Here is a 17,053-nt window from a genome sequence, read left to right on the forward strand (position 1 = left end):
GCCTCAGAACGCCTTGAAGGTGATGATGGTCCGGGTGTCGAGGATGCCCGGGAACTGCTGCACCTTGGCGTTGACGAAATGCCCGATGTCCGTGTCCTCGGGAACGTAGAACTTCACCAGCAGGTCGAACTCGCCGGCGGTCGAGTAGATCTCCGAGGCGATCTCGGCGTCGGCGATGGCGTTCGCTACCTCATAGGAGCGGCCGAGGTGGCATTTGATCTGCATGAAGAAAGGGACCATCGCGACCTTCCGGCTTCGGGGCGGGAGGCCGATAAGGAACAGAAGCCCGGTTCGCGCGCAACCCCTCCGCCGTTCGGCGCGCGCTTGCGCCGGGGGACGGCTTCGCCTATCTCGCGAGAACGATCACGTTGGGGTGCCCATCCGCCGCAAGGCGCGCGGGCTGAGAGGCGTCTTGCCAACCCACGAACCTGATCCGGGTCATGCCGGCGGAGGAAACGGATCGCGCACGCCCGGGGCGGAGGACCGTCCGGGCGGAGACGCTCCCGGCCTTCACGCGGCGAGGGAGGCGTTGAGATGGGCGGTTCCACACCGATCGCGGTAACGATAGCGGGTTCCGATTCCGGCGGCGGTGCCGGCATCCAGGCGGACCTCAAGACCTTCTCCGCGCTCGGCGTCTACGGCGCCAGCGTCATCACCGCGCTGACGGCGCAGAACACGCTCGGCGTGACCGGCATCCACGATGTTCCGCCCGGCTTCATCGCCGCGCAGATCGATGCCGTGTTCTCCGACCTCGCGGTCGACGCGGTGAAGATCGGCATGCTCTCCCGGCCCGAGGCCATCGAGGCGGTGGCGGCGGGTCTCGCGCGGCACGGCCAGTCCACGGTCGTGCTCGACCCGGTGATGATCGCCGCGTCCGGCGACCGGCTGCTGGTGCCGGAGGCGGTGGAATCGCTGCGGTCGCTGCTGCTGCCCCGCGCGCTGCTGATCACCCCCAACCTGCCGGAGGCGGCGGCGCTGCTCGACGAGGCCCCGGCCGAAAACCTCGCTCAGGTGCGCGGGCAGGCCGAGCGGCTCAAGGCGCTGGGGCCGCGCGCGGTGCTGATCAAGGGCGGCCACGGCGAGGGGCCGGAGAGCACCGACGTGCTGCTCGACGAGGGTGGATTCTTCGAGCTGAGCGCACCGCGCGTCTCGACCCGCAACACGCACGGCACGGGCTGCACGCTTTCCTCGGCGATCGCCGCCGGCCTTGCCAAGGGCCTGCCGCTGCGGGCGGCGGTGGAGGGGGCGAAGGACTACCTGACCCGCGCACTCGCCCGCTCCGAGGAGCTGGAGATCGGGCGGGGCCACGGGCCGGTGCACCACTTCCACGCCTGGTGGTGAGCGCTTCGCGCTCGTAAGCGGGGAGCGGGACTGCTATCGAGGCGGCGATTTTTCGCGAGTCGTCTCGTGCCCCTCATCGCCCCGCGCCACGCCATCGCCTCCGTCTATGCCGGGCTGTTCTTCGGCATCGGCGTCTTCATGCCGTTCTTCCCGATCTGGCTGGAGGGGCGGGGCTTCGACGCGGCGATGATCGCGCTGGCGCTCGCCGTGCCGCAGACGGTGCGCCTGCTCACCATGCCGCTGGGCGGCGTGCTGGCCGACCGCAGCGGCCGGCCGCGCGCCACGCTGATCGGCTACGCGCTGGCGACGGCGCTGTGCTTTGCCGGCATCGCGATCGCCCCGAATGCCGCGTTCATCCTCATCGGGCTCGGTCTCACCGCCATCTTCTGGCAGCCGAGCCTGCCGGTTCTCGATGCCTATGCGGTGGCGCGGCGGCGCGAGGGAATTCTGGACTACGGGCGGGTGCGGCTGTGGGGCTCCATGGCCTTCATCGGCGGCAACCTCGTCGCCGGCGCGCTGCTGGGCGGGGTGGTCTTCGGGCAGGTGCCGCGCGACGCGGTGATCTGGCTCATCGTCGGGGCGAGCGGCGCGGCGGCGCTGGCGGCGGCGACGCTGGAGGAGGTGAAGGCGCCGCCGCGGCAGGAGGAAGGCCCGCCGGGCGGCGGGCTGGCGGGCCTCGCGCCGGTGCTGCTGGTCGGCATGGCGGCGGCGGCGCTGGCGCAGGGAGCGCATGCGGTGCTCTACGCCTTCGCCTCGATCCACTGGCACGCCAGGGGGCTCTCCGACACCGTCATCGGCCTCCTGTGGTCGCTCGGCGTCATCGCCGAGGTGGTGCTGTTCCATTTCGGCACGCGGGTGACGCGCCGGCTCGGGGCGGAGCGCCTGCTGCTGCTGGGCGGGGCGACCGGCGTGCTGCGCTTCGGCGCCATGGCCTTCGATCCGCCGACCGCCCTGCTGCTGCTGTTGCAGCCGCTGCACGCGGTGACGTTCGGCTGCACCTATCTCGGCACGGTGGAACTGGTGGCGCGCCATGCGCCGCCGGGGCGCGGGGCGAGCGTGCAGGCGATGGCGGCCTGGGCGACGGCCATTGCCATGGCCGGGGCGACGCTGGCCTCCGGTCCGCTCTGGCAGGCCTTCGGAACGCGCGCCTTCCTCGCCTCGGCGGCCTTCGGCGCGCTGGGGGCGCTGCTCGCCCTCGTCGCCGGCCGGATGCGGGACGACGGGGCCGTCGCCGGCCGGACGGGGGCCGGCTAGCCCCAGAGCGCGGGTTCGGGCGGATGGACCACGCTGCCCTCATAGCGCAGGGACGGCGTGCGGTCGGCGGCCAGCAGCAGCGGACCGTCGAGATCGACCACCCGGGCGAGCGGCGTGAGCAGCAGCGCCGGAGCCATGGCGAGCGAGGTTGCCACCATGCAGCCGACCATGATGTCGAGGCCGGCCGCCCGTGCGGCGCGGGCGAGCGCCACCGCCTCGGTGAGGCCGCCCGTCTTGTCCAGCTTGATGTTGAGCGCGTCGTAGCGGCCGATCAGGCTCGGCAGGCTGTCGAGGCCGTGCGCGCTCTCATCGGCGCAGACCGGGACCGGGCGGGCGATCCGGTCGAGAAGCGCGTCGTCGTCGGCCGGCAGGGGCTGCTCGACCAGCTCGACGCCGGCCTTCTCGCAAGCCGCGAGGTTGGCCACGAGGTTGGCGGCGGTCCAGCCCTCATTGGCGTCGACGATCAGCCGCACGCCGGGCACCGCCGCGCGGATGGCGGCGAGGCGCTCGGGATCGCCCTCCGCGCCGAGCTTGAGCTTGAGCAGCTCGTGCCCGCACGCGGCGGCGGCGTCCGCCATGCCCTGCGGCGTGCCGAGGCTGATCGTGTAGGCCGTGACCACCGGCTTCGGCGCCGGCAGGCCGGCGAGCTCGTGCACGCGGACGCCGGCACGCTTGGCCTCGAGGTTCCACATGGCGCAGTCGAGCGCGTTGCGCGCCGCGCCGGCCGGCAGCACGGCCTGCAGCGCCTCGCGGGTGAGGCCGGCGGCGACGGCGCCCTCGAGGGCGGTCAAAGCGGCCGTCACACCTTCTACGCTCTCGCCATAGCGCGCATAGGGCACGCATTCGCCGCGGCCGACGAAGGTGCCGTCACGCAGGGTCGTGGTGACGACGGCGGCTTCGGTCTTCGAGCCGCGGGCGATGGTGAAGCTGCCGCGGATGGGGAAGCGTTCCGGGGTGACGAGGAGCTCGGTCATGGCCAAGAAGGGGTGGGAGGAGCCGCGAATCGACGATGGGTTTGGAGCATAATGCCGCCCGCCCGCCGGCAGGCGTCGCCGCGAAAGCACAGTGGCGGGCATTAAGCGGCCGATCCGCCATCATAAATTCGTTTCGAGGGCCGGACGGCTCGACGACCCGGACCCTCACCGCTATGAAACACATAGGGAATCTGGCGATTGGCGGCTTCGTTCCGTTGAAGGTGCCGTCAGGGAAGGAAACCGATCTTGGGAGCCGCTGAAGCGCCGCTTCTGGCCACCGCCCGCAATGGCCGCGAACTCGTGTTCGTGGGCAATGGCCGCTGGGTGGCCGGGCAGGGCCGGGCGCTGGAGGGCAGCGTCGATTCGGCGCTCGGCGAGGTGACGGCGGCGCAGACCGAGACGGCGCGGCTCGACCTTTCCGGCGTGCGCCTGTTCGACACGCTCGGCGCGGTGGTGCTGGACCGGCTGCTGCGCGGGCTCGACGCGGCCGGGGTGCGCTACCAGATCGTCGGGCTGGAGCAGCGCTTCCGCCCGCTGCTCGACGAGATCATCAAGGGCTGCCACGAGGTTCCCCCGCGCAAGAAGCCGCTGAATCCGCTGGTCGGCGGCCTCTACGTCACCGGCCGCACGGTGGTCGCCACCGGCAAGGACGCGCTGGCGCTGCTGTCGTTCATCGGCGCGGTGATCACATCGTTCCTGCGCGTGATCGTGCGCCCGCACACCTTCCGCTGGACGTCGATGATCTATCACCTCGAACGCACCGGGCTGCGCGCGGTGCCGATCGTGGCGCTGATCACCTTCCTCATCGGCTGCATCATCGCGCAGCAGGGCATCTTCCATTTCCGCAAGTTCGGCGCGACGACCTATGTGGTCGACATGGTGGGCATCCTCACGCTGCGCGAGCTGGGCGTGCTGATCGTCTCCATCATGGTGGCGGGCCGTTCGGGCAGCGCCTTCACCGCGGAGCTCGGCTCCATGCGCATGCGCGAGGAGGTCGACGCGCTGCGGGTGATGGGCTTCGACCCCAACGAGGTGCTGGTGCTGCCGCGCCTCGTGGCGCTGATCATCGCCGTGCCGCTGCTGACCTTCATCGGCAATATGTGCGCGCTGTTCGGCGGCGGGCTGGTGGCCTGGCTCTATGGCGACATCTCGCCGGAGATCTTCATCAACCGGCTGCGGGAGGCCATCGCCCTCAACACCTTCGAGGTCGGCATGATCAAGGCGCCGTTCATGGCCGCCATCGTCGGCCTCATCGCCTGCATGGAAGGCATGCGGGTGGGCGGCAGCGCCGAATCGCTCGGCGCACACACCACCGCCTCGGTGGTGAAGGCGATCTTCCTCGTGATCGTGGTGGACGGCCTGTTCGCCATGTTCTTCGCCGCGATCGACATGTGAGGCGCGCGGTGCAGGCCGAAGGCGAAACCACACGGAACGGCAGCACGGCGGGGCGGGAGGTGGCACCCGGCGAGCCGATCATCCGCGTCCGCGACGTGGTGGTCGGCTTCGGCGACCGCATCATCCTCAACGGCCTGTCGCTCGACGTGATGCGCGGCGAGATTCTCGGCTTCGTCGGTGCCTCCGGCGGCGGCAAGTCGGTGCTGACGCGGACCATTCTCGGGCTGGTGCCGAAGCGCTCGGGCACCGTCGAGGTGTTCGGGCAGGACCTCGACACGCTCAGCTATGCCGAGCGCCGGCAGCTGGAGCGGCGCTGGGGCGTGCTGTTCCAGCAGGGGGCGCTGTTCTCCTCGCTGAGCGTGCGGCAGAACATCCAGTTTCCGATGCGCGAATATCTCGACCTTTCCCCGGCGCTGATGGACGAGCTGACCATCGCCAAGCTTGAAATGGTCGGCCTCGCGCCGGATGTCGCGGAGAAGGCGCCGTCGGAGCTTTCGGGCGGCATGATCAAGCGCGTGGCGCTCGCTCGCGCCCTCGCGCTCGACCCGGAAATCCTGTTCCTCGACGAGCCCACATCGGGTCTCGACCCCATCGGGGCCGGGGAGTTCGACGATCTGATCGCGACATTGCAGCAGACTTTGGGGCTGACGGTATTCATGGTAACCCACGATCTCGACAGCCTTCATACGGTCTGCGATCGCATTGCGGCGCTCGGCGAGGGCAAGATCATCGCAGTCGGACCGATCGAAACCATGCTGGCGTCGAAGCATCCCTGGGTTTCCGCCTATTTCCACGGCAAGCGGGCGCGCGCCGCCGGCTTCGGGCAAGAGGAGGCGCGCTGAGGCCGACATGGAGACACGCGCCAACTACATCATTATCGGCCTGTTCACGCTTCTGGTCGTCGCGGCGGGATTCCTGTTCGTCTGGTGGTTCACCGGATCGAACAGCCGCGGGCCGCGCGTTTCCTACGACGTCGTGTTCAGCGGGGTCGTCAGCGGGCTGCAGACCGGCTCGGCGGTGACCTTCAACGGCATTCCGGTCGGCGAGGTGACGGGGCTGCGCATCGATCCGCAGGACCCGCGCAAGGTGATCGCCACCATCGCCGTACAGCCCAGCACGCCGGTCAAGTCGGATACTCGCGCCAATCTCGATTCGCAGCTGCTCACCGGCCTCGCCTCGGTCGGGCTGGTCGGCGGGTCGACGCAGGCCCAGCCGCTGCCGACGCCGCCCGAGGGCGGACTGCCGACCATCGACGCCAACACCTCGGCGGTGCAGGACCTCATGCGCTCGGCCCGCGAGGTGCTGGGCCGGATCGACGACATCGCCACGCGGGTGGACGACCTGATCAAGGCCAACGACTCCAAGATCGCCTCGGTGATCGACAATGTCGACAAGTTCAGCAAGGCGCTGGGCGACAATGCCGGCAGCGTCGACAGCTTCCTCAAGCAGGTGGGCGGCGCGGCCGAGCAGATCAGCCGGCTATCGGACAATCTCGACAAGGTCGTCACCTCCTTCGATCCGAAGAAGGTGGGCAACACGGTGGACGACATCAGTCGCTTCACCGCCCAGCTCGACAAGATGGCGGCGAAGTTCGACACGATCCTCGACAACGTGAACGCGATGACCACGAGCGAGGAAGGCAAGGGCATGTTCAGCGAGATCACCAGCGCCGCCGCCGAGGTGCGCAAGCTGGCCGCGAATCTCGACACGCGCACCGCCGAGCTTTCCGTCAACCTCAACAAGTTCACGGGGCCGGGCCTGCGCCAGTACGAGGCGCTGGCGGTGGACGGACGGCGCACCCTGTCCGAGATCGAGCGGGTTTTCCGCAACTTCGAACGCAACCCGCGCCAGTTCATCTTTGGCGGGACAAACGTCCCCAGCTACAGTGGGCGCTAGTCGATGGGGCTCTGGGGAACTCACGGGGGCAGGGGAGCAAACGTGACCTTTGACGAGACCGGTCGCAGCAAGCCGGAACACAGGCTTGCCGCGTGCGCCAGCGTGCTGGCTGTTGCCCTGACGCTGGGTGGATGCGGCGCGCTGCTCGCCGGCGGCGACAAATCGGTGCCGACCTTCGACCTGACGGCTCCCGGAGACTTCAGCGCGCCACGCCGCGGTACGGGACTGCTGGTGATCGGCCCGCCGAGCGCGCTGCAGGTGCTGGATACCGAGCGGATCGTCGTCGAGCCGGCGCCGGGCCAGATCACCTATCTCGACCGTGCCCAGTGGAGCGACCGCCTGCCGGCGCTGTTCCAGGCGCGGCTGATCGAGTCCTTCGAGAACGGCAATCGCGGCCGCTCGGTCGGGCGTGCGGGCGACGGGCTCAGCGCCGACTACACGCTCCTGTCGGACCTCCGTGCCTTCGGGCTGCGCACCTCGGACGGGAGTGCCGAGGCCGTGGTCGAGGTGTCGGTGAAGATCGTCGCCAGCAGCACGGGCCGGATCGCTGCGGCCGAGGTGTTCAGGGCCACGGCGCCGGCCGCCTCCACGAGCGGGCCCGATGCGACGCGGGCCATCGACGCGGCCTCGGACGAGGTGTTCGTCGAGATCGTGCGCTGGGCATCGAGTCGTTTCTGAGGGTTACGGCCGATTCTTGAAGTGGAGGACGAGCCCGGCTTCGGCCGGGCTTTTTGTTATCGGTACGGGTGCCCAGATCCTCTCGATCTGTGTGTGTGCGGATCTTTCGACGGAAACAAAAAAGGCGCGGCTCGCGCCGCGCCTTTCTGCATTCGAAGGCAATTCGACTTCGATCAGAAGTCCATTCCGCCCATGCCGCCGCCCGCTGAAGTCGGCTGATGCCGACTTCAGGTTTCTGGCGTTTCGCCGGGCGGCTTCGGTGGGCGTCCTCAGAAGTCCATGCCGCCCATGCCGCCGCCCGGCATGGCCGGGGCGGGAGCGGCCTTCTTCGGCAGCTCGGCGATCATCGCCTCGGTGGTGATGAGCAGCGAGGCGACCGAGGCCGCGTTCTGCAGAGAGGAGCGCAGGACCTTGGCCGGATCGATGACGCCCGCCTTGAACATGTCCACATACTCGCCCGACTGCGCGTTGAAGCCGTAGGCGTAGGTGTCCTTCTCAAGGATCTTGCCGACGATCAGGGAGCCGTCCTCGCCAGCATTGCTGGCGATCTGACGGGCGGGGGCCTGAATGGCGCGGCGCACGATGTCGACGCCGGTCTTCTGGTCGGGATTGGCGGTCTTGATACCGTCCAGCGCCTTGGTGGCACGCAGCAGGGCGACACCGCCGCCCGGCAGGATGCCTTCCTCGACGGCCGCGCGGGTGGCGTGCAGCGCGTCGTCCACGCGGTCCTTCTTCTCCTTGACCTCGACCTCGGTGGCACCGCCGACGCGGATCACCGCGACGCCGCCCGCGAGCTTGGCCAGACGCTCCTGGAGCTTCTCACGGTCGTAGTCCGAGGTGGTCTCCTCGATCTGCGCCTTGATCTGCGCGACGCGGCCCTCGATGTCCTTCTTGGCACCGGCGCCGTCGACGATGGTGGTGTTCTCCTTCTCGATCACCACCTTCTTGGCGCGGCCGAGCATGGCGAGGGTCACCGTGTCGAGCTTGATGCCGAGATCGTCGGAGATCGCGGTGCCGCCGGTCAGGATGGCGATGTCCTGCAGCATGGCCTTGCGGCGGTCGCCGAAGCCCGGCGCCTTCACGGCCGCGACCTTCAGGCCGCCGCGCAGCTTGTTGACGACGAGCGTGGCCAGGGCCTCGCCCTCGACGTCCTCGGCGATGATCAGCAGCGGCTTGGAGGTCTGCACGACGGACTCGAGGACCGGCAGCAGTTCCTGAAGGCCGGAGAGCTTCTTCTCGTGGATGAGGATGTAGGGATCCTCGAACTCCACGCGCATCTTCTCGGCGTTGGTGATGAAGTACGGCGAGAGGTAGCCGCGGTCGAACTGCATGCCCTCGACCACGTCGAGCTCGGTGTCGGCGGTCTTGGCTTCCTCGACGGTGATGACGCCCTCGTTGCCGACCTTCTGCATCGCCTCGGCGAGGAACTTGCCGACATCGGCGTCGCCATTGGCGGAGATGGTGCCGACCTGGGCGATCTCGGCGTTGGAGGTGACCTTGCGGGCGTTCTTCTTCAGGTCCGCGACGATCGCCTCGACGGCGAGGTCGACGCCGCGCTTGAGGTCCATCGGGTTCATGCCGGCGGCGACCGACTTGGCGCCTTCCTTCACGATGGCCTGGGCCAGCACGGTGGCGGTGGTGGTGCCGTCGCCGGCGAGGTCATTGGTCTTCGAGGCCACTTCGCGCACCATCTGGGCGCCCATGTTCTCGAACTTGTCCTCGAGCTCGATCTCCTTGGCGACGGTGACGCCGTCCTTGGTGATGCGCGGGGCGCCGAAGCTCTTCTCGATGACGACGTTGCGGCCCTTCGGGCCGAGCGTGACCTTCACCGCGTTGGCGAGAATGTCGACGCCGCGCAGCATCTTCTCGCGCGCGTCGCCAGCGAACTTAACTTCCTTGGCAGACATGTTTCTTTCTCCGGTGAAGCGTTGCGAGCAGCGTCAGGGCTGCCTCACGCGGCCTTCTTGGCCGCGGTGGTGCCTTCCAGCACGCCGAGAATGTCGGCTTCCTTCATGATGAGGTAATCGACGCCGTCGATCTTGACCTCGGTGCCCGACCACTTGCCGAACAGCACGCGGTCGCCGGCCTTGAGGTCGGGCGGCACGAGCTTGCCGGCCTCGTCGCGGCCGCCGGGGCCGACGGCGACGACCTCGCCCTGCGAGGGCTTTTCCTTGGCGGTGTCGGGAATGATGATGCCGCCCGCGGTCTTCTCTTCCGCATCGATGCGCTTGACCACGACCCGGTCATGCAGGGGACGGAACTTCATCGGTTCTCTCCAAATCCTGAACGATCGCTTGATCCGGTAAGGCGCGGCTGGCGAGGACATGCGCCCCACGTTCCCGGCGGCTTACCGTGGGGACATCTAGGCGGCGGGAAAATGCCGCGCAAGGTGCGCCCGGGAAAAAATTAGCAGTCATCAGCGGTGAGTGCCAACGGTTAATCCGCCGCTTTGTCAGCACTCCGTCGTCTATGCTGCCAAGGCATTGATATCGAAGGTTAATTTAGAAATTAACCTTGCCGAAGGACGGGGCCGGCCGCACGAATCGGATTCGTTCGCGAAAGGAGGTTCCGCATGGCAGGACATGGGGCATCGCCGCATGGCGTGGCGTCGCAGGGAGCGGTATCGGAGGATTTCCGCAGGCAGCTCGCAGGCTACGGGCTGACCACCGCGCAGATCCTCTACCGCATGCCGGATCATCCGGCGATCCTGCAAACCTATCTCTGGCAGCACTACGATCTGTGCCCGCATTTTCCCGAGCTGAACCGTTTCCTGGAGTTCTGGAAGCGGGAGCTGGAGGGGCCGCTGCACTCGGTGACCATCGCCCATGCACGGCTCGTCAAGCCGGCGGAATTGCGCAGCGTGGACGGCGTGTTCCGCCTGAACTGAGCCGATATCACCAACGGGCCTTTTGACCGGGCTGCCCTCTTCTTGTCGCTTCCGACGTGCTATGAGGGCGGCGAAATGGGTGCCGCCCCCGGCGTCCGTACCGGAAGCAGGCACCTGGTCAGGCCCTTGGATCATCGCTCACCGCGCACGTCGGAGCTGCTCTCCGCGATCGTCACCGCCCATTCGGCGGAACGCATCGGCGTGGGCGAGATCGTGCACGCCCTGCGCAACCGCGCCTTCGGCCTGTCGATCCTGCTGCTCGGCCTGCCCAACTGCCTGCCGATGCCGCCGGGCCTGCCGGTTATCTGCGGCGTGCTGCTGTGCCTCGTCGGCGTGCAGATGGTGATGGGGCGCGATGAGCTCTGGCTGCCGCGCTGGCTGGCGAACCGGACGATCTCGCGCGCGCTGCTGGAGAAGATCGTCAACGGCTCGCTGAAATGGATCCGCCGCTTCGAGGGCTATTCGCGCCCGCGGCTGCCCTATTTCTCCTCGCCGTCGGCGCGCTTCGTGCTGGGCGGCATGGTGGTGCTGCTCGGCCTGCTGCTGCTGCTGCCGATCCCGATCTTCGGCAATCTGCCGCCGGGCATCGCCGTCGTCATCCTCGGCCTCGGGCTGGTGGAGCGCGACGGCGTGTTCATCGCCGCCGGCGTCGTCGCCACGCTGATCAGCCTCGGCGTCATGGGCCTGTTGAGCTGGCTGCTGTTCCAGGGCGCGCTGGCTGTCATCTGACGTCCCGCCCGCCGGTTGGCGTCTCACCCCCGCCCGACGAAGGGAGCGCTGGTCGCCATGATGGTCATGGTCAGCACGTTGGCGTCGAGCGGCAAGCTCGCCATGTAGGCGACGGCGCGGCCGGCGTGGACGGGATCGAAGGTCGGCTCGACCATGATCTGGCCGTTGGCCTGGAGGATGCCGGTCTTCATTTTCACCGCCATGTCGGTGTCGGCATTGCCGATATCGATCTGCCCGCAGGCGATGTTATGGGCCCGGCCTTCCAGCGCGACCTGCTTGGTGAGGCCGGTGACGGCGTGCTTGGTTGCCGTGTAGGGGCCGGTCAGCGGGCGCGGGGCGTGGGCGGAGATCGAGCCGTTGTTGATGATGCGGCCGCCCTTGGGGTCCTGCGCCTTCATCAGCCGGATGGCGTGCTGCGTGCACAGGAACACGCCGGTGAGGTTCACATTCACCACGCGCTGCCAGTCTTCCAGCGGAATGTCCTCGATCGGCGTCGCAGCGGACCAGCCGCCGGCATTGTTGAACAGGACGTCCAGCCGGCCGAAGCGCGCGGCGACGGTGTCGAACAGGGCGGAGACGGAGGCGGGGGCGCTGATGTCCGCGGTGACGACGTGCCCCTTGCCGTCGAGGCTCGCCGCCACGGCGTCGAGCGGCTCGGCCCGGCGCCCGGTGAGCACGACGGTGAAGCCGGCCTCGCCAAGGGCGAGCGCGGCGGCCTTGCCGATGCCGGTGCCGGCGCCGGTGACGAGGGCGATGCGATTGGCGTTCATGTGTTTCCTCCCGAGGCGGGCGAAGATGGACGAGGTGCCGGCGGCGGACAAGCCGCATATCCCGCATCGCTCTTCGTCGACGGCGGGAACCTCGAAGAGATGTCCGCGTTAAAGCTGCATAGGACAAGTCATTCTGACGGGAGGTGAACGATCATGCCCGCCATTCTGATGTGGCTCATCGGTATTCCGATTCCGATCATCATTCTTTTGTACCTCATTACCTGACGAATGAGGGACGCCCAAGCAGAAGGGCCGGTCGCAGCGATGCGTCCGGCCCTTTCTTCTGGCGATCAGCGCTGACGCCCGTAGGGCGGGCGCGGAATGGCGGTGTGCGCGGCGCGCAGGGCCGCCGACCAGCGCTCGCGCAGGTCGTGGAAATAGGGCTCACCCGGCTCGATGCGGTAGTTCAGCTCGGAATGGCCGGCATCCCGCCGCGCCACGAGAATGTCGATCGGCATGCCGACGCCGAGATTGGAGCGCATGGTCGAATCCATCGAGATCAGGCCCGACTTCAGCGCGTCGTAGAGGTCCATGTCAAAGCCGATCGAGCGGTCCAGCACCGGCTTGCCGTATTTGTGCTCGCCGATCTGCAGGAAGGGCGTGTCGCTCGTGCACTCGATGAAGTTGCCGGCCGAGTAGATCATGAACAGCCGCATCCGGCCGCCATTCACCTGCCCGCCGAACAGGAAGGAGACGTCGAAGCGGACGTCGGCGTCCTTCAGCGCGTCTCCATAAAGCTCGTAGACGTGACGCACCGCGCGGCCGACGAGCTGCGTTGCCCGGAACATCGACGAGCAGGTGGAGAGCGTCTCCTTCTGCCCGGTTTCCGGATTGTCGAGACCTTCCTGCAGCGTGCTGATCACGGCCTGGGAGATGGAGAGGTTGCCGGCGGTGGAGAGCGCCAGCACATGCCGGCCGGGCTCCTCGAACACGTGGAGCTTGCGGAAGGTCGACACGTTGTCGAGCCCCGCATTGGTCCGGGTGTCGGCGATCATGACGAGGCCGTCACGCACCAGGATACCGCAACAATAGGTCATGAAAGGCGCTTTCCCCTACGCCGCCGGTGCCCCTGGCTGGCGGCCGCTCCCGCGCCCTTATAACGGGGCGCTTTCCTGCCCGGCAACCCGGCTCCGGCCGATCCGGCGGCTCGCCCGATCGGCTAGGGCCGGGTAAAAAATGTTCCTAGCCCTGAATCTGCCGGCTCGACTGGTCGACCTTGAGGGCGACGGTGAGGTTCTCGTCGCCGCCGCCATAGCGGTTGCCTCGTACCGGCGCGGCGCCGAGATAATCGAGGCCGACCGCGACCCTCACATAGGAATCGGTCGGGCACTGGCGGTTGGCGGCATCGAACCCGACCCAGCCGAGCCCTTCCACATAGGCTTCCGCCCAGGCATGGCCCGCCTGATGCCCGGCGCGCTGTTCCGGTTCCGCGCCGTCGCCGACCAGATAGCCGCTGACATAGCGGGCGGGCATGCCGAGATGGCGCGCGCAGGCGGAGAAGATGTGCGCGAAATCCTGGCAGACACCGCGCTTGAGCTGAAAGGCCTCCGCCGCCGCGGTCGAGGCGTGGGTCGGGTCGGGATCGAAGGTCATGGAATCCGCGATCGCGTCCATCAGCCGGTGGAGCCGGGCGATGCGATCGCCCTCGCCGGTGCCGGCAGTCTCGGCGAAGGCGACGAGGTCGGCATCCATGGCGGTGAGGTCGGTGCCGCGCAGGAACAGGGACGGCGGGAAGCGCTCGCTGATGCCGCGTATGACGCCGGCGGTATCCTGCGTCTCGATCTCGCCTTCGACCAGCACCCGCAATTCGCCGATGGGCCCTTCAAGGGCGAAGGTGTGGGTGAGGTTGCCGAAAGCGTCCTCGTGCGACCGCAGCCGGCAGCCTTCCGACACGTCGATGCGCCATAAGACGACATACTGGCCGTCATGGTTGCGGGGCGTCAGGCGCAGGGTCTGGATCGCGCCGTTGGCCGGCGGATCGTAGCTGTAGGTGGTGGCGTGGTTCACATGAATACGCATGACGCGAAACCGGGTCAGAGCAGGTATTGCTCGGTGACGGTGGAGCCGAGGCGGTTGTTCTCGAAGACGAAGGAATCGATGAATTCGTGCAGTCCGGTCTGGAAGATGTCCTCCATCCGGCTGTTGCCGAGCTTGGTGAGCGTCGAGCGGGCGAGGCGCTGCGCGCTGCCCTGCCGGCCGTAATAGGCGGCGATGTCGTCGAGATAGCGCGTGATGTTCTGGTAGCAGCTCGTCAGCGAGCGCGGCATCTGCGCGTTGAGGATGAGCAGATCCGCCACCAGCCACGGCTTCACGCTCTCGCGGTAGACCCAGTGGAAGCTGGTGAGCGCCGAGACCGAGCGCAGGATCGAGGCCCACTGGAAGTAGTCGAGCGGGCCGCCGATGTGCTCGGAATCCGGCAGCAGCACATGGTACTTCACGTCGAGGATGCGCGCGGTGTTGTCCGCGCGCTCGACATACATGCCCACGCGCGAGAACCAGAAGGCGTCGTTGCGCAGCATGGTGCGGTAGGCGGCGCCGTCGAAGCGCAGCGAGGTCTCCTTCACGAAGGAAAGGAAGCGGGCGAGTTCCTCGCGGGTCATGTCCTTGGTGGAGTAGCGCTTCAGCTCCAGCCAGGCGGAATTGATGGTCTCCCACATCTCCATGGTGAGCGCGGTGCGCACCGAGCGGGCATTGGTGCGGGCGATCTCGAAGCAGTTGCGGATGGAGGAGGGGTTTTCCGGCGCGAAGGCGAGGAAATTGACCACGTTCTGCTCGTTGGTCTCCTCGCCATGGACCTGCTTGAACAGGTCGGCACAGCCGGCGGTGAGCAGGGCCGAACGCCACTCATTGGTCGAGCCGCCATAGGCCGCCGGCAGCTGGGCGAGGCGCTGGGTGACGTCCAGAATACGCGCGAGGCAGTCCGCCCGCTCCATGTAGCGGGACAGCCAGTAGAGATTGTCGGCAGTGCGAGAAAGCATGGGAACCGCGTTCTATTTGGCGTGGCGCCAGGCAAGCGTGGTGACGCCCGCCGCGATCAGGAGGGAGCCGCCGACCCGGTTGAAGGTGGCGACGAGGCGCGGGCTGCGCACCGCGCCGCGCAGGCGGCCGGCGAGCAGCGCGTAGCCGAAGGCGTTGGCGGCGGCGAGCGCAAGGAAGGTGGTCTCGAAGACCGCCATCTGCGTGAGGAAGTCGCCGGCGGGATCGAGGAACTGCGGCAGGAAGGCCACGAAGAAGGTGATGCTCTTCGGGTTCAGCGCGGTGACAATCCAGGCGTGCAGCATCATCCGCCATGTCGGGCCGGCCGCGCGGGCCTCGCCGAAGGAGGGGGCGCCGCCCGCCCGCCAGAGCTTGATGCCGAGCCAGATGAGATAGGCCGCGCCGATCCATTTGAGGACGGTGAACAGCGTCGCCGAGGTCGCCAGCAGGGCGCCGAGGCCGAGCATGGAGAGCGTCATCGCGGTGAAGTCGCCGAGCGCCACGCCCAGCGCGACCGGGAACGCTACCCGGCGCCCCTGGCCGAGCGCGTAGGAGACGACGAGCAGGATGGTCGGCCCGGGTATCACCAGCAGGACCGCCGAGGCGGCGACGAAGGCCAGCCATGTCTCTATCGGCATCGGTGCTCCCTCCCGTTCTCGGGACTTCCCTGAATCGCGGCCTCAGCTCTCCTCCAGCACCCAGGTGTCCTTGGTTCCGCCGCCCTGGCTGGAATTGACCACCAGCGAGCCGGCCTCGAGCGCCACCCGGGTGAGGCCGCCGGGCACGATGCGCACCCGGTCGGAACCGGTGAGCACGAAGGGGCGCAGGTCCACGTGGCGCGGCGCGATGCCCTCCTCGACGAAGGTGGGGCAGGTCGACAGCGCGAGCGTGGGCTGGGCGATGAAGTTGGTCGGATCCTGCTTCAGCTTGGCACGGAACAGCTCGATCTGCGCCTTGTCGGCGCGCGGGCCGATGAGCATGCCGTAGCCGCCGGAGCCGTGGACCTCCTTCACGACGAGCTCGTTCAGGTGATCGAGCACATATTTCAGGTGGTCGGCCTCGCGGCAGCGCCAGGTCGGCACGTTCTTCAGCAGCGGCTCCTCGCCGAGATAGAAGCGGATGATGTCCGGCATGTAGCTGTAGACCGCCTTGTCGTCGGCGACGCCGGTGCCGACCGCGTTGGTCAGCGTGACGTTGCCGGCATTGTAGGCGCTCATCAGCCCGGGCACGCCGAGGGCGCTGTCGGGCCGGAAGGTGAGGGGGTCGAGGAAATCGTCGTCGAGGCGGCGATAGATGACGTCGACGCGGCGCGGCCCCTCGGTGGTGCGCATGTAGACGACGTCGCTGCGCACGAAGAGGTCCCGGCCCTCGACCAGCTCGACGCCCAGCTTGTCGGCGAGGAAGGAGTGCTCGTAATAGGCGGAGTTGTAGATGCCGGGCGTGAGCACGACGACCACGGGGTCGCTGCTGGCGCTGAGCGGGGCCACCGATTTGAGCGTGGCCAGCAATTCGTCGGTGTAGTTCTCCACCGGCGCGACGCGGTTGTCGGCGAACAGCTCCGGGAAGAGCCGCATCATGATCTCGCGGTTCTCCAGCATGTAAGAGACGCCGGAGGGCGTGCGGGCGTTGTCTTCCAGGACGTAGAAGGTTTCCGAATCCACCCGCACCACGTCGATGCCGGCGATGTGGACATAGAGGTCGTGCGGCACCTTCTGGCCGTTCATCTCCGGGCGGAAGGCCGGGTTCTGGTAGACGAGGTCCTCCGGCACCACGCCGGCCTTGAGGATCTCCCGCCGCGAATAGATGTCCTTCAGGTAGAGGTTCAGCGCCTTCACGCGCTGCTCCAGCCCGCGCGACATGCGGCGCCATTCGGTGCCGGTGAGGATGCGCGGGATGATGTCGAAGGGGATCAGGCGTTCCTGGGCATCGCTGTCGCCATAGACCGCGAACGTGATGCCGATGCGCCGGAAGATGAACTCGGCTTCCTTGCGTCGGAAATCCAGCACGTCGGGCGGAACATTGCTCAACCAGCGTGCGAGGGCGGTGTAGGCGGAGCGGATCGAGCCGTCCGCATTGGTCATCTCGTCGAAGGCGACGCTCATAGGTGCAAATCTACTCCCCAACTCGCTCAAGTTAGCTACAAAGCTCGTGCC

At 67.9% G+C, this 17,053-nt stretch carries 18 protein-coding genes; 8 read left to right on the forward strand and 10 right to left on the reverse strand.

Annotated features, from left to right (window positions below; all coding sequences use genetic code 11):
• Nucleotides 1–3: 3 nt before the first annotated feature.
• The gene (locus tag FO470_RS09765; RefSeq protein WP_144342723.1) at nucleotides 4–240 is read right to left on the reverse strand and encodes an Lrp/AsnC ligand binding domain-containing protein; all 237 of its coding nucleotides are present in this window, start codon (nucleotides 238–240) and stop codon (nucleotides 4–6) included.
• 294 nt (nucleotides 241–534) lie between these two features.
• Here FO470_RS09765 and thiD point away from each other — a divergent pair, with 294 nt between their 5' ends.
• Nucleotides 535–1,341: a bifunctional hydroxymethylpyrimidine kinase/phosphomethylpyrimidine kinase gene (gene thiD / locus FO470_RS09770; RefSeq protein ID WP_144342724.1), complete on the forward strand. Its 807-nt coding sequence runs from the start codon at nucleotides 535–537 to the stop codon at nucleotides 1,339–1,341.
• A 66-nt stretch (nucleotides 1,342–1,407) separates the two neighbouring features.
• Entirely contained in the window at nucleotides 1,408–2,595 is a 1,188-nt protein-coding gene (locus FO470_RS09775; protein ID WP_246659536.1) for an MFS transporter, read from the forward strand.
• Here FO470_RS09775 and dgcA read toward each other — a convergent pair.
• Nucleotides 2,592–3,569 (reverse strand): N-acetyl-D-Glu racemase DgcA, encoded by a 978-nt coding sequence (gene dgcA, locus FO470_RS09780; protein WP_144342726.1) that lies wholly within the window; start codon nucleotides 3,567–3,569, stop codon nucleotides 2,592–2,594. The genes FO470_RS09775 and dgcA overlap by 4 nt on opposite strands.
• Before the next feature lie 246 nt (nucleotides 3,570–3,815).
• On the opposite strand from dgcA, the gene FO470_RS09785 reads away from it, so the two are divergent.
• Genes FO470_RS09785 through FO470_RS09800 form a run of 4 tightly spaced genes read left to right on the forward strand, consistent with a single transcriptional unit; the run spans nucleotide 3,816 to nucleotide 7,538 of the window.
• A complete protein-coding gene (locus tag FO470_RS09785; RefSeq protein ID WP_144342727.1) occupies nucleotides 3,816–4,964 on the forward strand; it encodes an ABC transporter permease in 1,149 nt (382 codons plus the stop codon).
• A gap of 59 nt (nucleotides 4,965–5,023) precedes the next feature.
• Nucleotides 5,024–5,806: an ABC transporter ATP-binding protein gene (locus FO470_RS09790; protein ID WP_144342848.1), complete on the forward strand. Its 783-nt coding sequence runs from the start codon at nucleotides 5,024–5,026 to the stop codon at nucleotides 5,804–5,806.
• Between the two features lie 7 nt (nucleotides 5,807–5,813).
• The gene (locus FO470_RS09795; protein WP_144342728.1) at nucleotides 5,814–6,860 is read left to right on the forward strand and encodes an MlaD family protein; all 1,047 of its coding nucleotides are present in this window, start codon (nucleotides 5,814–5,816) and stop codon (nucleotides 6,858–6,860) included.
• Nucleotides 6,861–6,902: 42 nt separating this feature from the next.
• A complete protein-coding gene (locus tag FO470_RS09800; protein ID WP_246659537.1) occupies nucleotides 6,903–7,538 on the forward strand; it encodes an ABC-type transport auxiliary lipoprotein family protein in 636 nt (211 codons plus the stop codon).
• A 269-nt stretch (nucleotides 7,539–7,807) separates the two neighbouring features.
• Here FO470_RS09800 and groL read toward each other — a convergent pair whose 3' ends face one another.
• Together groL and groES are read right to left on the reverse strand one after the other, a co-directional pair.
• Complete coding sequence (gene groL, locus FO470_RS09805) at nucleotides 7,808–9,445, reverse strand: chaperonin GroEL (protein ID WP_144342730.1); 1,638 nt, start codon at nucleotides 9,443–9,445, stop codon at nucleotides 7,808–7,810.
• Between the two features lie 44 nt (nucleotides 9,446–9,489).
• Entirely contained in the window at nucleotides 9,490–9,804 is a 315-nt protein-coding gene (groES, locus tag FO470_RS09810; RefSeq protein WP_144342731.1) for a co-chaperone GroES, read from the reverse strand.
• A gap of 306 nt (nucleotides 9,805–10,110) precedes the next feature.
• On the opposite strand from groES, the gene FO470_RS09815 reads away from it, so the two are divergent.
• Together FO470_RS09815 and FO470_RS09820 are read left to right on the forward strand one after the other, a co-directional pair.
• Complete coding sequence (locus FO470_RS09815; RefSeq protein ID WP_144342732.1) at nucleotides 10,111–10,425, forward strand: usg protein; 315 nt, start codon at nucleotides 10,111–10,113, stop codon at nucleotides 10,423–10,425.
• A 126-nt stretch (nucleotides 10,426–10,551) separates the two neighbouring features.
• Nucleotides 10,552–11,154 (forward strand): exopolysaccharide biosynthesis protein, encoded by a 603-nt coding sequence (locus FO470_RS09820; RefSeq protein ID WP_186291894.1) that lies wholly within the window; start codon nucleotides 10,552–10,554, stop codon nucleotides 11,152–11,154.
• 23 nt (nucleotides 11,155–11,177) lie between these two features.
• Here the strand turns inward: FO470_RS09820 and FO470_RS09825 are convergent, their stop codons facing one another.
• The 6 genes from FO470_RS09825 to FO470_RS09850 form a co-directional block, all read right to left on the reverse strand.
• Nucleotides 11,178–11,924, reverse strand: coding sequence for an SDR family oxidoreductase (locus tag FO470_RS09825; protein ID WP_144342733.1), 747 nt, complete (start codon nucleotides 11,922–11,924; stop codon nucleotides 11,178–11,180).
• 290 nt (nucleotides 11,925–12,214) lie between these two features.
• Nucleotides 12,215–12,961 (reverse strand): proteasome-type protease, encoded by a 747-nt coding sequence (locus FO470_RS09830; RefSeq protein ID WP_144342734.1) that lies wholly within the window; start codon nucleotides 12,959–12,961, stop codon nucleotides 12,215–12,217.
• 145 nt (nucleotides 12,962–13,106) lie between these two features.
• Complete coding sequence (locus FO470_RS09835) at nucleotides 13,107–13,943, reverse strand: transglutaminase family protein (RefSeq protein ID WP_144342735.1); 837 nt, start codon at nucleotides 13,941–13,943, stop codon at nucleotides 13,107–13,109.
• Between the two features lie 14 nt (nucleotides 13,944–13,957).
• On the reverse strand, nucleotides 13,958–14,902 hold the full coding sequence (locus FO470_RS09840) for an alpha-E domain-containing protein (RefSeq protein WP_144342736.1): 945 nt from the start codon (nucleotides 14,900–14,902) through the stop codon (nucleotides 13,958–13,960).
• A 12-nt stretch (nucleotides 14,903–14,914) separates the two neighbouring features.
• Entirely contained in the window at nucleotides 14,915–15,538 is a 624-nt protein-coding gene (locus FO470_RS09845; RefSeq protein ID WP_144342737.1) for a LysE family translocator, read from the reverse strand.
• A 42-nt stretch (nucleotides 15,539–15,580) separates the two neighbouring features.
• The gene (locus FO470_RS09850) at nucleotides 15,581–17,002 is read right to left on the reverse strand and encodes a circularly permuted type 2 ATP-grasp protein (RefSeq protein ID WP_144342738.1); all 1,422 of its coding nucleotides are present in this window, start codon (nucleotides 17,000–17,002) and stop codon (nucleotides 15,581–15,583) included.
• Nucleotides 17,003–17,053: the final 51 nt, after the last annotated feature.

This window comes from Ancylobacter moscoviensis (genome assembly GCF_007559435.1).
GTDB lineage: Bacteria > Pseudomonadota > Alphaproteobacteria > Rhizobiales > Xanthobacteraceae > Ancylobacter > Ancylobacter moscoviensis.